Origin of the sequence: Amycolatopsis sp. NPDC004169 (assembly GCF_040610315.1) — a bacterium.
GTDB lineage: Bacteria > Actinomycetota > Actinomycetes > Mycobacteriales > Pseudonocardiaceae > Amycolatopsis.
This window is the reverse complement of record NZ_JBEXMD010000018.1, coordinates 1-13,546: the sequence shown is the minus strand read 5'-3', so window position 1 is coordinate 13,546 and position 13,546 is coordinate 1. Positions and strand designations below refer to the sequence as shown.

Sequence of the window (13,546 nt, the reverse complement as noted above, 5' to 3'; positions counted from 1 at the left end):
CGCGCCGCAGTCCGGCCCGGGAAGTGCCATCCCCGGCCCGATGCCGCAGCGGTGGTCCGCGACGACGATCGACGCCATGTTCGTCGCCTGGAGAGACCTCAAGTTCGCCAAAGGGCGCTTCGCCCTGATGGGCACCGTCATCGTGCTGATCACCCTGCTGGTCGGCCTGCTGTCCGGACTGACCGCCGGGCTCGGCCGGCAGAACGTGTCCGCCATCACCGGCCTGGCCGCCGACAAGATCGCCTTCGCCGCCCCCGGCGGGGGCCAGAGCCTGTCCTACGCCAACTCCGCCGTCACCCGGGCGCAGTGGCAGCGGTGGTCGGCCACACCCGGGATCACCAGCGCCGAACCGCTGGGGATCACCACCACCAAAGCCGACGCCGGCGACCGCAGCACCGGCGTCTCGGCTTTCGGTGTCCTGCCCGGATCCAGCCTCGCCCCCGACTCCGGCCGGCTCACCGAGCACTCCGTCGTCCTGTCCGAGACGGCCGCCGCCGACCTGGGCACTCGGCCCGGCGGCAGCATCACCCTGGCCGGACGGCGGCTCACCGTGGCCGCGGTGTCCGGCGACGCCTGGTACAGCCACACCCCCGTCATCTGGACCACCCTCGCCACCTGGCGGGCGATCGCCCCGCCCACCGGCGGAGACGCGACAGTGATCGCCCTGACCACGACGCCCGGCGCCGACCTCGATACCACCGACCACGCAGCCGGCACCACCACGGTCTCCCGGGACGACTCCCTGGCCGCGATCGGCTCCTACACCTCCGAAAACGGCTCCCTGCAGCTGATGCGCGGCTTCCTGTTCGCCATCTCCGCCCTGGTCATCGGCGCCTTCTTCACCGTCTGGACCATCCAGCGCAGCGCCGACATCGCCGTCCTCAAGGCACTGGGCGCCACCACGTCCGGACTGCTCAAGGACGCGCTCGGCCAGGCCGTCGTCCTGCTGGCCGGCGGCACCCTCGCCGGCACCGGGCTCGCCGCCGCACTCGGCGCCGCGCTCGCCGGCACCGCGATCCCCTTCGTCCTCACCCCCGCCACCGTGCTCGTTCCCGCCGCCGCCATGGTTCTGCTCGGCGCGCTCGGCGCCGCGCTCGCCATCCGCCGCATCACCTCCGTCGACCCGCTGACCGCACTCGGGAGCGCCCGATGAGCCTCGCCCTGACCGACGTCACCCTCACCTACCCCGACGGCGACACCCGCCTCACCGCACTCGACCGTGTCACCCTCGACGTCCCCCGCGGCACCCTGACCGCGCTGGTCGGCCCGTCGGGGTCGGGCAAGTCCAGCCTGCTGGCCGTCGCTGCCGCACTGATCACGCCCGACTCCGGCACCGTCGTCATCGACGGCACCACCGCCACCGGGCTCCCCCGCGGCGAACTCACCGATCTGCGCCGCCACAAGATCGGCGTCGTCTTCCAGCAGCCCAACCTGTTGCCCGCTCTCACCGCCGCCGAACAACTCCAGGTCATCGCGGCCATCGACGGCCGCTCCCCGGCCAAGGCCCGCACCCGCGCGCTGGACCTGCTCGACGCCGTCGGCCTCGCCCCTCAGGCCGGCCGCCTCCCGCACCAGCTCTCCGGCGGCCAGCGCCAGCGCGTCAACATCGCCCGCGCCCTGATGAACGACCCCACCGTCCTCCTGGTCGACGAACCCACCAGCGCCCTCGACCAGGAGCGGGGAGCCGCCGTCCTCGACCTCATCACCCGCCTCACCCACCAGCGCGCGACCGCGACCGTCCTGGTCACCCACGACCGCACCCACCTCACCGCCGTCGACCGGATCGCCGAAGTCCACGACGGCCGCGTGACGACCGCATGAAGGGGTCCGCGGCCTGCCCCGGCCGGCTCACCGGGTCACGTCCCGTCGCCTGACGGCCGCGCACAGCGCTGCCCCGGCCAGGAGCAGCACGCTCGCCAGGCCGAGCAGCCTGCCCACGTCCGTGCCGGTGACGGGGAGCCGGTGCGGGCCGCCGGTCGGTGCCGGTGCGGGGACTACCGGGACGACGGCGACCGCCTGCCCGGCGGGGACCGGCGATCCGTCGGGCCCGGTGCCGGCCGCGGTGGCGACGTTGCGCACCCGGCCTGCGGCCACGTCGGCGGCGGTGACCGTGTGCGCGGGCACCGTGCACGTCATCGCCTGGCCCGGCGCCAGCTCGGTCGCGGGGCAAGTCGCCACGCCTGCGGACGGGTCGTCGACCCGGATCTCCCGGACGGTGACCGCACCGGTGTTGCCGACGGTGACCGTCCACTCGATCCGGTCGCCGGCGCCGGTCACGCCGTCGCCGTTCACGTCGACCGGCCGGGCCGATTTGGTGATCGCGAGTGCCGCGGCGGCGGTGACCCGCACCGTCGCGCTCGCGGGCACCGAGTCCACCGCGGGTCCACCCGCCGGCGGGATTCCCGACGCGACCGCGGTGTTGTCGATCCGTCCGGCGTCCACATCGGACTGCGTGACCCGGTAGGTCGCGGTGCACGTCACGTGCTGCCCGGGCACCAGCGGACCGGCCGGGCACACCGCAACCGGTGCCCCGCCGCTGCCGGTGAAGCGGGTTTCGCGGATCGACAGCGCGGAGAGCGTCACGTTGCCGGTGTTGGTGACGACGAACGAGTAGGTGACCTCCTGCCCGGCCGCGGACACCGTACCCGGCGAGGCCGTCTTCGCCCGGGTGAGCGCGGCGTCCGGCGGCGTCGGCACGACGACGGTCGACGGATCCGAAACCGGCGGGTCGCCCTGGGGCGGGGTACCGGTGGCGACGGCCGTGTTGGACACGTTTCCGGCGTCCACATCGGACTGTGTGAGCACGTAGGCTGCGGTGCACACCGCCTGCTCCCCCGGAGCCAGCGCGGCCACCGTCGCGCCGCCGCCCGGACAGGACAGCGGGGACAGCCGTCCGGTGCCCGAGAACGCCGTCTCGTGCACCTCGACCGCGGTCAGCGTGCGGTTCCCCGTGTTGGTGACCACGAAGGAATAGGTGACCGTCTGCCCGGCGCGGAAGTGCCCGTCGTCAGCCGGGTCGGCGGACTTGACCAGCGACAGCCCCGGCTTGCCGGGCACGGTCACCCTCGCCCGCGACGGGCCGGAGGTGACCGGTTCACCACCGGGGGCGATGCCGGTCGCCTCGGCGGTGTTGGTCACCGTGCCGGCGTCGGCGTCGGCCTGGGTCAAGGTGTAGGTGGCTGTGCAGGTCTGCGCCTGCCCGGGCGCCAGCGTCCGCGACGGGCATTCGACGACCGGCGCCGGGCCGGTGCCGCTGAACGCCGTCTCGCGCACGGACACCTCGGCGAGGGTGCGGTTTCCGGTGTTGGTCACGGCGAAGCGGTAACTCACCGTCTCGCCCGCGCCGGCCACGGTAGCCGGTTCGGCGGACTTGACCAGGGTGAGCGCGGCCCCGCCACCGGCGGTCACGACCGCCGTCGCCGGCGGCGTCGTCACCGGCGGCAAGCCCGCGGGCGGGGTGCCCGCCGCCGTGGCGCTGTTGGTGATGCGACCGGCGTCGAGGTCGGCCTGGGTCACCGCGTAGTCCGCCGTGCAGGTGACGACCTGGCGGGGTGCGAGCACCGCGCTCCCGTCCGGGCAGGTGATCGCGCCCAGCGGCCCGCTGCCGCTGAAGGCGCCCTCGGTGATTTCAACCTCGGTCAGCGTCACGGTGCCGGTGTTCTCGAGCGTGAACGAGTAGCGAATCGGCTCCCCCACAGACGTCACGACAGCCGGCCGGGCGGACTTCACCAGGGCAAGGGCGGCCGAGCGCGTGGCGGTCACCTTCGCCGACGACGGCTCTGACGTCGTCGGTTCCGTCGCGCGGGGTGGCGTTCCGCGCGCGACAGCGGTGTTCTCCACCGCGCCCGCGTCGACGTCGGCCTGCGTGACCGAGTAGGTCGCCCGGCACGTCTGCGCGGCGCCCGGGGCGAGCACCGTCTCCGGACAGGCGACGACGGGCGCCGGGCCGGAGCCGGTGAAGCGGACCTCGTCGACACCGACGTCCCGCAACGTCACGTCACCGGTGTTCGTGACCACGAACGTGTAGCCGACGGACTGGCCGGCGCGGTCGACGGTCGCCGGATCGGCGGTCTTGACCAAGGTGATCGCCGGGTGCGCGGGCGTCGGGATCGAGACGCTCGAAGGGTTCGACGTGGTCGGGACCCGCGAGCCGGGCTGCTTGCCGTTCGCGGTGGCGGTGTTGTCCAGCCGGCCCGCGTCGACGTCGGCCTGGGTCAGCACGTAATTGGCCGTACACGTCGTGCTCGCGCCGGGAGCCAGCGTGGCGACCGGGCAGACGGCCGTGGACAGGACACCGCTGCCGGAGAAGGCGGTTTCGTCGATTGCGAGCTCGTTCACCGGCACGTTGCCGGTGTTGGTCACCCGGAAGGAGTAGGTGATCGGCCGGCCGGCGGTGTACGCGTCCGGGTTGTCGGGTGAGGCCGACTTCGTCAGCGTCAGCGCGGGGGCGGGCTTCTCGGTCGGGGTGCGGGTCGACGACGGGTCGGACGTCACCCGGGTGGCATTGCCCGGAGGCAGCCCGGAGGCCGTCGCGGTGTTCACCACCACTCCGCCGTTCTCGTCGGCCGGAGTGATGACGTACGGCGCCTGCGCGGTGCAGGTCTGCGACTCCCCCGGTGCGAGGCTCGGGCGGGGGCACGTGACCGGCCCGGCCTTCGCGTCCGTCACGGCGATGTCGTGCAGTTCGAGCGCGCCGGTGTTGGTGACGGTGAAGGTGTACCCGATGGTGTCGCCCGCGTCGGTGATCCCGTTGCGGTTCACGTCGACCGGTGCCGCGGCGTGCTTCTCCAGCTTCAGCTTCACGGGTTTCCCCGTGTTCGTGACCGTGCAGGACACGAAGTCGCCGATGCCGACGTGCACCCGCGCCGAGTCACCGGCGTCGCCGGCGGGCAGTTCCCCGTCCGCCTTGCCGTTGCGGGTGCAGGACCACGCTCTGTCGTAATTGGACTCCAGGCCCGAGGTCGCCGTCTCGCGCAGGGTGTAGTCACCACCACGGGCCCCGGCCAGCACGGTGACTTCGCCGGTGCTCGCGGAGTTGCCGCCGCCGGTGTCGGCCGAGGCCAGCACGCTGCCACCCGGCGCCGCGACCGAGACCGCGAACGAGTCGCCGGGGAAGCCCCGCACGACCTTCTTGGCCAGCTGGAGACTGGAGACCAGCACGCCGAACCCGACTGCCTGGCGCCCGCCGCCCACCATGCGCTGGCTGAACGACGTGGGGTCTTCGGCGGAGATGATCGCGGTGCCGGTCTTGTTCGCGCCCGTGCGACCGGTGCAGCGCACGGTCCGCGTGCCGATGCCGGTGTACCCCCCGCCGCAGGCGTTCCCGATCCCCGGATCGGTTCCCGTCGCGGTCAGTGATTCGAGTGCCGAGGACGAGGTCCACTCGATCGACTCGCCGGCGTCGGTCGACTCGGCGTCCGCGCCGACCAGCCCGTACCCCTGCACCACTGCTCCGGTGCTGTCAGTGGCCACGATGTCGGTCAGCGCGGCCACCGTCGTCGTGCCGAAAGAGGTCTGGTAGAGCGCCGGGCGTCCGGGCACACCCGTGTAGTGCCCGGAATTGCCCAGGTAGGCCGCGGAATACGTCGGCAGCCGGTTCGCGGCCACGGGACCGCCGGACACCTTGAGCGTGACCGCGAGCCGGTAGCCGCCGGGCAGCGCGAAGGTCAGCCGCTGGCCCGCCGCGGAGGTGGCCTCCGCGGCGTCGTAGCCGGACAGGTCGAACCAGCACAGCGTCCGCGCGTAGGTACCGGTGCCCGCCGAGGCGAACCCGCAGTCGTGGGTCGCGGCGGCGGCGCGCGTGGGCGGCCCGAACGCGGACACGCACCACGCGAGCAGTGTCGCCACCACCAGGAGCGCCGGCACCTTCCGCCACGACACGCCACTCATCGACCGACCTCCACCTCGGCTGCTGCTCAGGTCATCGTGCGCGACCGACCGGAAACCAGCTGGCAGAAAGATGATCATTCAATCGATCGTGGCGGGCGTGCAGGCGCGGCCGGAGACTTACTCGTCCAGCACGACCACCGCGCCGACCGGCGGCTCGACGGCGACCAGACTTTCCTCGGCCGCCTCGGGAGCGCGGCTGCCCCAGGTTCGCGGCAGGCAGGTGATCGCCTGAAGCGATTGGCTCCTCCGGCCTTTGTGCATGGAGGTGAAAGCCCGACAGGGTCGTCCACCGGCCTCCCGGCGTGAACCAACCGACGCGCAACCGATGCATCCGCGTCTCACGGCGAATTCAGGGCCTGCATTCGCTCGCTCGAGCAGCTAGTCTTGAGCTCGACCTGCTGTCGAGCGGCGATGGGGTGAGGAGCCCACCACCTGGGGGTGCTCTGCTGATGTGAAAAATCTACCCGCTTCGGCTCCGGATAACACAGCCTGGCTCAGTGCGCCCTCGCCCGCGTTGCAGGCGCGGGACAATCGATGCATCGCGCTCAACGCCGCCGCGCGGGTGCTGTTCCCGGCGTTGCAGGCGGGTGACCTGCTCCTTCCGGCGGTGCCCGGTTGGCTGGCCGACCCATCGGAACCCGCGGCCGGAGGCCGGATCGGCGACCGCTGGTTCGCCAGCCACCGTGTGGACCAGCTCGACGGCTCGGTGCTGTGGTGGCTGTCCGAGGTGACCGACAGCCACAGAGCCAGGCAAGAGCTGCTGGCGGAGCGCGACCACACCGCACTGCTGGCCCGGTTGTCCGCGGAGTTGTCGTCGGCGGACGAGTTGCGCTGCCAGCGGATCACCGCGGAGCTGGCCGGTACGCACCTGGCCGATGTCGCCCTGGTCGTGGCACCGGGCGAACTACCGGGTGAGCACGACGTGACCCGGTCGATCCGGGGGCAGCGCGCCCGGGCGCGTTCCCTGCCGATCGACCCGGAGACGATGCCCGGGCTGGCGGAGGCGCTCACCGGGTTCCCCCCGATCCCCTCGGCCTGGATCGACCCGGCGCTGGTGCCGCCCTGGCTGGCGGCGCCAGGCCTCGGTCCGGTCACCTCGGTCGCGGTGACCTCGTTGCCCGGGCACGGCACCCCGGTCGGTGCACTGGTGCTGTTGCGCGGCACAGCCCGGCCGGCCTTCTCCGAAGACGACGAACGTTTCGTGCGTTCCTTCGCCGCCCGGGCCGGCCTGGCGATCTCCACGGCGCGGCTCGTCGCCAGGGAAACGGCGGCCGCCGCCACCTTGGCCAGGCAGCTGCGTCCGCCCCGGGTCGGCCGGATCAACGAAGTCGACTTCGCCGGCCGCTACCAGGCCGCGACCGACCCCGACCGCGTCGGAGGTGGCTTCTACGACGTCTACCCACGCTCCGGCACCACCGCAGAGCCGGTCGCCGTGCTGGGGGACGTGTGCGGCAAGGGACTCGAAGCCGCGGTGCTGAGCGGGAAGGTCCGCACCGCGCTGCACGCACTGCTACGGCTGGTCAGCGATCACCACCGGATCCTGAACCTGCTGAACGACGTCCTCCGCCACGACGGCGACGCACGGTACGTCACGCTGGCACTGGCCTCGGTTTCGCGGCACGGCGCATCGGCCCGCGTACGGGTGACGGCCGCCGGCCAGCTGCCGCCTCTGGTGGTACGCGTGGACGGCCGGGTCGAACCCGTCGCGACGTCCGGTACGTTGCTCGGAGTGCTACCGGCCGTCGAGGCCACCACGGCGGAGGTCCTGCTGGCCCCGGGTGAGACGTGCCTGCTGTACAGCAGCGGGATCACCGAAGCCCGCGGCGGCCCATTCGGCGACGCCATGTTCGGCGGAGAGAGGCTCGCCGAAGCGCTCGGCGCGTGCGCGGGAATGCCCGCCGAGGCAGTCACGGAACACATCCACATGCTCGCGTCCGAATGGGCGCGTTCCGGCCGGCACGACGACTTGGCCGTCCTGGCGATCACCGCACCTCAGGTGCACCGCCCGATCACGGGCTGACGTCCTCGGCTCGGCCGCCGTCGCGCGCCCGGCGGTCGACCTGCAGTCCAGCTTCACCGCCGCAGGCCGGGCGAGCCGGGTCCGAGCTCCGGACGAACGTCAGGCCATGATCCACTTCGCGGCCGCGCGGACGCCGTCGAGTGTGATCTGGTGGCCGCCGGGGTGGCGCTGCGTGACGACGTCGGCGCCGCGCTCGCGCAGCAACCGGATCAGCTCCTCGGTGGATGCCAGCGGGGCCATCGGGTCGCGTTCGCCGTTGGCCAGGAAGACCCGCGTCGCGCTCAGGTCGTGCGACGGCGGCTCCGGCACCGGTGACATCGCGGCGAACAGCACGGCTTCACGGACGACCTCCGGCCGCAGCAGCGTGACCGCGGCCGCGATGTTGGCGCCGTTGGAGAACCCGACGGCGACCAGCCGCCGGTCACCGAGCCCGTACTTTTCGCGGGCTTCGACGACGAAGTCCGCAAGCTCGTTCGCGCGCTTGACGACGTCTTCGTGGTCGAACACGCCCTCGGCAAGCCGCCGGAACCAGCGTGCGGCGCCGTGCTCGGACACCGGGCCGGCCGGGGCCAGCACCGCGGCGTCCGGGCTCAGCTCGCGCGCCAGGCCGAGCAGGTCCTCCGGGCTGCCGCCGGTGCCGTGCAGCAGGAGCAGCAACGGCGCGTCCGGTGCGCCCTCGACGTACTTGTGCTGCAGCGTCATGACAGCTCCGGGTTGTTCTCGGCGGGGAGGTTCAGCTTGGGCAGCATGTGCTGGATCTCTTCGCGGCGCGGTTCCAGCCACGGCGGCAGCTTGAGCGCGCGGCCCAGCTCCAGCAGCGGCTCGTCGATCGCGAAGCCCGGCTCGTCGGTCGCGACCTCCAGGAGCGTGCCACCGGGCTCGCGGAAGTAGATCGAGCGGAAGTACTGACGGTCCAGGATGGTCGTGACGTGCACACCCCGGCCGACCAGCTCCTCACGCCAGGTCTTCTGGGTCTCCTCGTCCGGCGCACGCCAGGCGACGTGGTGCACGGTGCCCGCGGCGACCAGCCCGCGCGGCGCGTCCGGGGTCACGAGGACGTCGACCAGCGCACCCGGCCCGCCGTCGCCGGCGGCGAAGCGGAGGCGGTTGCGGTCCTGGCCCGCGAAGGTGAGACCGAGGCCGTCGGTCAGCATGCCAGCGGTGGCGTCCTCTCCGGACACCGAAAGCGTCACCGAATGCAGGCCGCGGATGGCGTGCGCGGCGGGAACCAGTTCGGTGTCCCAGGGATCGCGCGGGTCGCCCTGCGGGTGCGCGACCAGAGCGAGCTCGAGGCCGTCGGGGTCGCGGAAGGTGATCGTTTCCTCGTTGTCGGCGTTGCGGACCTGGCCGGTGTCGACGCCGCTGGCAGCCAGGTGCTGCTTCCACCAGCCGAGTGACGCCTCGGGGACGGAGAACGACGTGGTCGTCGCCTGACCGGTGCCGCGGCGGCCGCTCGGCGCGTCGGGCCACGGGAAGAACGTCATCAGCGAACCCGGCTTACCGGCGCTGTCGCCGTAGTAGAGGTGGTACGTGCCCGGGTCGTCGAAGTTCACGGTGGTCTTCACCAGCCGCAGGCCCAGGGTCCGCAGGTAGAAGTCGGCGTTGCGCTGCGGGTCGCCCCCGATCGCGGTGACGTGGTGCAAGCCGGACGTCTTGATCGACATGGTTGCCTCCTCTGCTTAAGGTAACCCCCTAACCTCTCGCTCGCAAGATATATTCCGTGCAGACATTCGTCAGGGTGGGACACCGAGGACCTGCCGGCGTGCTCCGTGGGTGACGCGTGTGTCCGAGGGCGGTCACCTCGACCGGATCGAGGTGACCGCCCGGCTCCGGGATTACCTTTCCGTCGCCAGCCGGAACTCCACGCCACCGAGGTCCTCGTCCCCGGCGGACTGGGAGACCCGGACGACGAACTCGGTGCCCGCCGCCGCGTCGGTTGCCGTGAACGTCAGCGCCGTCTCCAGGCGCTCGCCCGGCTGGATCAGCAGGCCCTGCAGCGCCGCCTGCTTGCCTCCGGTGAATTCGACCTGCGTCTCCCCCACCTGGCGCACGCCGAACCCCTTCTGGCCGCTCTGGCGCCAGCGCTCGGCCAATACCTTGCCGAGGTCGATGACCACCTTGCCGGGGCCGCCCGCGAACGGCTTTCCGGGCTGGGTCAACAGCAGGTCCGTCCGGGTGGCCCGGTCCGGGGCCGGGTTGCCGAGGGTGAACGGGTGGGTCACCGGCTTGCCCGGCGTCAGCTGGACCGTGTCCACGTTGTGCCACGCGATGTTGTTGTTGTTGCGCGTGTTGACCAGCGTGTTCGAGCCGGTCAGCTCGGGGGCGGTCATCGGGTCGGTCGCCGAGATCCACCGGGCCAGCAGGCAGAAGTGACCCGGGCCGGGCACCGACGGCCACTTGACCGCCACCTCCGTGGTGCCCGCCGGTACGGTCACCGTCGGCGAAGATCCGATCAGCGTCCAGTCCGTCGGCCACAGCGCCGCCCCGCCCTGTGCGGTGTAGGAAACCTCGACGTGGCCGGTCGACGCGCCGGAGCCGCCCGGGCCCGGGTTGTTCAGCGTCACGACCACGTAGCTCGTCCCACCGACGACCGGGGTGGTCGCCGCACACGGCGGCAGGGTGGCGCACACCTTGATGTCCGGGCTCGTCCAGATCGGGTCCAGCCCGTGCGGCGCGACGCCGGTGTCGCCCGGCGCGTCCTTGATGAACACGTCGGTCCTGCGGCAGTTCTTGAGCGCGTCGAGGATCGCCGCGCCCGCACCCGCGCCGCCCGCCGGCGTCGCCGTGTACGTGCCGCCGGTAGTGGTGGCGTAGTCCTGCATGATCGGCGCGATGCCGGGCAGCCCCGTCGTCTGGACGTAGACCGACGAGACCTTGATGCCCTTGTTCGCCGCCTCCACCGCCCGCTGGTGGGCGTTGGCCTGGTCGGCCGCGGTGAAGGCGTCGTCGAAGCCGCCCGGGTGGGCGTCGGTCACCAGGATGACCATCTTCGTCGCGTTGCTCCGCCAGGTCCCGGAGAAGTCGCCGGTCTGCGGGCGCCCGGCGGCGGGCAGGCTGTTCACGGCGGTGTTGACCGCTTCGTCGGAGGCTTCGGGCTCGTTGGCGCCGCCCGTCGCGGCCAGCGCGGTGATCTGCGGGGTGACCGCGGCCAGGTTCAGCGGCGCGAGGTCGGTCCGGACCGTCACGTCGTCCTTGAACGTGACGAGGCCGAGCTGGTAGTCGTTGCCGGAAGCGGTCTGCACGGCCGTGGCGATGCTGCCGAGGTCGCTTTTGATGGTGGCCAGCGCCGGGCCCATGCTGAAGGTGTCGTCGATGACGAACGTGACGTCGAGCGGCCCGCACGGGGAGTTGGTCCCCGGCGCGCCGACCGGGGCCGCGGCCGCGGGGACCACGGGCAGGAACGCGGCCGCGGCGGCGAACGCGAGTGCGGCGATCAACGGTCTGCGGCGCCGGGGCCGCGATCTGGTGTTCATCCGGATTTCCCCTCGGAGAGTCGGAACGGGAACGGAAACCGAGCGTCACCGCGTCCGGTTGTGAACCGGTTGTCGCGGTCACCGCGGATCGGCTGGTTGGCTGTTTTCGCACTCCGCCACGCTCGTTACGCTCGCTGAGCGGTCGTGCCGCGCGGGAAGGAGCTGGGGTGTCCCAACCCGGTGAGCTGCGTGTGCTGGGGCCGGTCGAAGCGGTCGGCCCGGCCGGACCCGCGACCCTGCACGGGACGCGGCAGCGGGTCGTGCTCGGCGTGCTGGCACTGCACGCGGGCACCGTGCTGCCGATCCCGCGGCTGGTCGACGTCCTGTGGGGCGAAGATCCGCCGCGCACCGCGGTCAAGACGCTGCACAGCCACGTCGCCCGGCTGCGCCAAGCCCTGGAAGGCTGCGGGTTCCCGGGTGTGCTGGTCACCCGCGAACCCGGCTACCTGCTGACCGTCCCGCCGGTGACGGTCGACGCGTACCGCTTCGAGCAGCAGGTCCGCGCGGGCGCGGCCGACCTCGCGGCCGGCGCCGTCGAGCGGGCGGCCACCACCCTGCGCGCGGCGGTCACCCTCTGGCGCGGGGACGCCTTCGCCGACGCGGTGCCGTCCGGCTGGGGCCGGCGCGAGGTCGACCGGCTGCACGAACTGCGGCTGGGCGCGATGGAAGACCTCTGGGACGCCGAACTGCGGCTGGGCCACCACGAACAGGCCGTCCACGAACTGCCGAGGCTGCTCGCCGCCGCCCCGACCCGGGAACGGCTGACCGGGCTGCACATGCTCGCGCTCTACCGCTGCGGACGGCACACCGACGCGCTCGACGCCTTCCAGCGGCTGCGGCGGCGACTCGCCGACGAGCTCGGCGTCGACCCCGGCCCCGAGCTGCTGGCCCGGCACACGGCGATCCTGCGGCGGGACCCGGCCCTGGACCTCCGCCCGGCCGTGACCGGGCCCTCGCAGCTGCCCGCGGGCGTCGGGTACTTCACCGGACGCGAAGCCGAGCTCGCGGCGCTCGACGCCGTGCTCGACGAGCCGGAGCGGCCGGTGGTGGTGCTCTCCGGCGCGGCGGGCATGGGCAAGACCGCGTTGGCGCTGCACTGGGCGCACCGGGTCGCCGCCCGCTTCCCGGACGGCCGGCTGTTCCTCGACCTGCGCGGCGAGGACCCGGACGAGCCGCTGCCGGCTTCCCTGGCGCTGACGCAACTGCTGCGCGGCCTCGACGTGCCCGAGGAGAACATCCCGGGTGACCAGGCCGGGCGGGCCGCGCTGTACCGGTCGCTGCTGCACGGACGCCGGTGCCTGGTCGTGGTGGACAACGTCGCCGGCCTCGAGGACGTCCTGCCGCTGATCCCGGGCACCGGACCGGCCCTGCTGGTCGTCACCAGCCGGCAGCACCTCGCCGCGCTGGGCACCCGCCACGCCGTGCGCCCGATCGCCCTGGACGCCTTCGGGCACGCCGAGTCCGTCGCGCTGCTGGACCGGGTGCTGGGCGCCGAGCGGGTGCGGCGCGAGCGGGGACCGGCCGCGCGGGTGGCGCGGCTGTGCGGCGGGATGCCGCTGGCGTTGCGCATCGCGGCCGCCCGGCTGGTGGGCGCGCCGAAGCGGCCGATCGCCGAGCTCGCCGCCGAGCTGGCCGGGGCCGGGCGGCTGGAAACCCTGGCCGTGGAAGGGGATTCCCGCACCGTCCGGGCGGTGTTCGCCACGGCCTACCGGCCGCTGGCCGCCGCGCAGGCCCGGTTCTTCCGCCGGGCCGCCCTCGGCCCCGGGGCCACGTTCAGCGCCGCGCTCGGGGCCGCGCTGTGTCAGGTTCCCCGTGGCGACGGCGACCGCGCCGCGGCCGGGCTCGCCGCCGCGCACCTCGTCACGGCCGCCGGCGCGGGCCGGTTCCGGTTCCACGACCTGATCCGCGAGTTCGGGCGGCAGTGCGCGCGGGCCGACGAGCCACCGGCCGCCCACGCGGAGATCGCCGACCGGCTCGTCGACTGGTACCTGGTGGCCGCGGCGGCGGCGAACCGGGCCATCGACCCCGACCGCGACCTGGTCACGCCGTCACCGCGGTTCGCCCCGCCGGCCCTGCGCTGGCTGCCGGACGAAGCCCGCGTCGAGGACGCACCGCGCCCGGCGCAGACCAGCGCCGCCGTCCCGGCGCGTGTCCTGCTCGCCGA

9 protein-coding genes are annotated in these 13,546 nt (G+C 73.2%); 5 read left to right on the top strand and 4 right to left on the bottom strand.

Features of this window, described 5'->3' with window-relative positions; all coding sequences use genetic code 11:
• Positions 1 to 76 precede the first annotated feature (76 nt).
• Entirely contained in the window at positions 77 to 1,153 is a 1,077-nt protein-coding gene (locus tag ABZX11_RS24060) for an ABC transporter permease (protein WP_354916799.1), read from the top strand.
• A complete protein-coding gene (locus ABZX11_RS24055; RefSeq protein WP_354916512.1) occupies positions 1,150 to 1,821 on the top strand; it encodes an ABC transporter ATP-binding protein in 672 nt (223 codons plus the stop codon). Before ABZX11_RS24060 ends, ABZX11_RS24055 begins: the two co-directional genes overlap by 4 nt.
• A gap of 27 nt (positions 1,822 to 1,848) precedes the next feature.
• Here the strand turns inward: ABZX11_RS24055 and ABZX11_RS24050 are convergent, their stop codons facing one another.
• Positions 1,849 to 5,889: a CshA/CshB family fibrillar adhesin-related protein gene (locus ABZX11_RS24050; RefSeq protein WP_354916509.1), complete on the bottom strand. Its 4,041-nt coding sequence runs from the start codon at positions 5,887 to 5,889 to the stop codon at positions 1,849 to 1,851.
• 70 nt (positions 5,890 to 5,959) lie between these two features.
• Here ABZX11_RS24050 and ABZX11_RS24045 point away from each other — a divergent pair, with 70 nt between their 5' ends.
• Positions 5,960 to 6,121 (top strand): hypothetical protein, encoded by a 162-nt coding sequence (locus ABZX11_RS24045; RefSeq protein WP_354916506.1) that lies wholly within the window; start codon positions 5,960 to 5,962, stop codon positions 6,119 to 6,121.
• 282 nt (positions 6,122 to 6,403) lie between these two features.
• Complete coding sequence (locus ABZX11_RS24040) at positions 6,404 to 7,909, top strand: GAF domain-containing SpoIIE family protein phosphatase (RefSeq protein ID WP_354916503.1); 1,506 nt, start codon at positions 6,404 to 6,406, stop codon at positions 7,907 to 7,909.
• 99 nt (positions 7,910 to 8,008) lie between these two features.
• On the opposite strand, the gene ABZX11_RS24035 is transcribed toward ABZX11_RS24040, so the two are convergent.
• The 3 genes from ABZX11_RS24035 to ABZX11_RS24025 all read right to left on the bottom strand — a co-directional run bounded on the left by ABZX11_RS24035 (position 8,009) and on the right by ABZX11_RS24025 (position 11,382).
• Complete coding sequence (locus ABZX11_RS24035) at positions 8,009 to 8,611, bottom strand: alpha/beta hydrolase (RefSeq protein WP_354916500.1); 603 nt, start codon at positions 8,609 to 8,611, stop codon at positions 8,009 to 8,011.
• A complete protein-coding gene (locus ABZX11_RS24030; RefSeq protein WP_354916497.1) occupies positions 8,608 to 9,573 on the bottom strand; it encodes a ring-cleaving dioxygenase in 966 nt (321 codons plus the stop codon). The genes ABZX11_RS24035 and ABZX11_RS24030 overlap by 4 nt, the downstream gene beginning before the upstream one ends.
• 171 nt (positions 9,574 to 9,744) lie before the next feature.
• The gene (locus tag ABZX11_RS24025; RefSeq protein WP_354916494.1) at positions 9,745 to 11,382 is read right to left on the bottom strand and encodes a vWA domain-containing protein; all 1,638 of its coding nucleotides are present in this window, start codon (positions 11,380 to 11,382) and stop codon (positions 9,745 to 9,747) included.
• A gap of 167 nt (positions 11,383 to 11,549) precedes the next feature.
• Between ABZX11_RS24025 and ABZX11_RS24020 the strand changes: the two genes are divergently transcribed.
• Positions 11,550 to 13,546: BTAD domain-containing putative transcriptional regulator (locus tag ABZX11_RS24020; RefSeq protein WP_354916491.1), on the top strand; the 1,997-nt coding region annotated here is incomplete at its 3' end.

Excerpts from the sequence above, each read along its gene's own strand:
- ABZX11_RS24060 (WP_354916799.1), top strand. The coding sequence starts at position 77 with ATGTTCGTCGCCTGGAGAGACCTCAAGTTCGCCAAAGGGCGCTTCGCC.
- ABZX11_RS24045 (WP_354916506.1), top strand. The coding sequence starts at position 5,960 with ATGATCATTCAATCGATCGTGGCGGGCGTGCAGGCGCGGCCGGAGACT.
- ABZX11_RS24030 (WP_354916497.1), bottom strand. The coding sequence starts at position 9,573 with ATGTCGATCAAGACGTCCGGCTTGCACCACGTCACCGCGATCGGGGGC.
- ABZX11_RS24025 (WP_354916494.1), bottom strand. The coding sequence starts at position 11,382 with ATGAACACCAGATCGCGGCCCCGGCGCCGCAGACCGTTGATCGCCGCA.
- ABZX11_RS24035 (WP_354916500.1), bottom strand. The coding sequence starts at position 8,611 with ATGACGCTGCAGCACAAGTACGTCGAGGGCGCACCGGACGCGCCGTTG.
- ABZX11_RS24055 (WP_354916512.1), top strand. The coding sequence starts at position 1,150 with ATGAGCCTCGCCCTGACCGACGTCACCCTCACCTACCCCGACGGCGAC.
- ABZX11_RS24050 (WP_354916509.1), bottom strand. The coding sequence starts at position 5,889 with ATGAGTGGCGTGTCGTGGCGGAAGGTGCCGGCGCTCCTGGTGGTGGCG.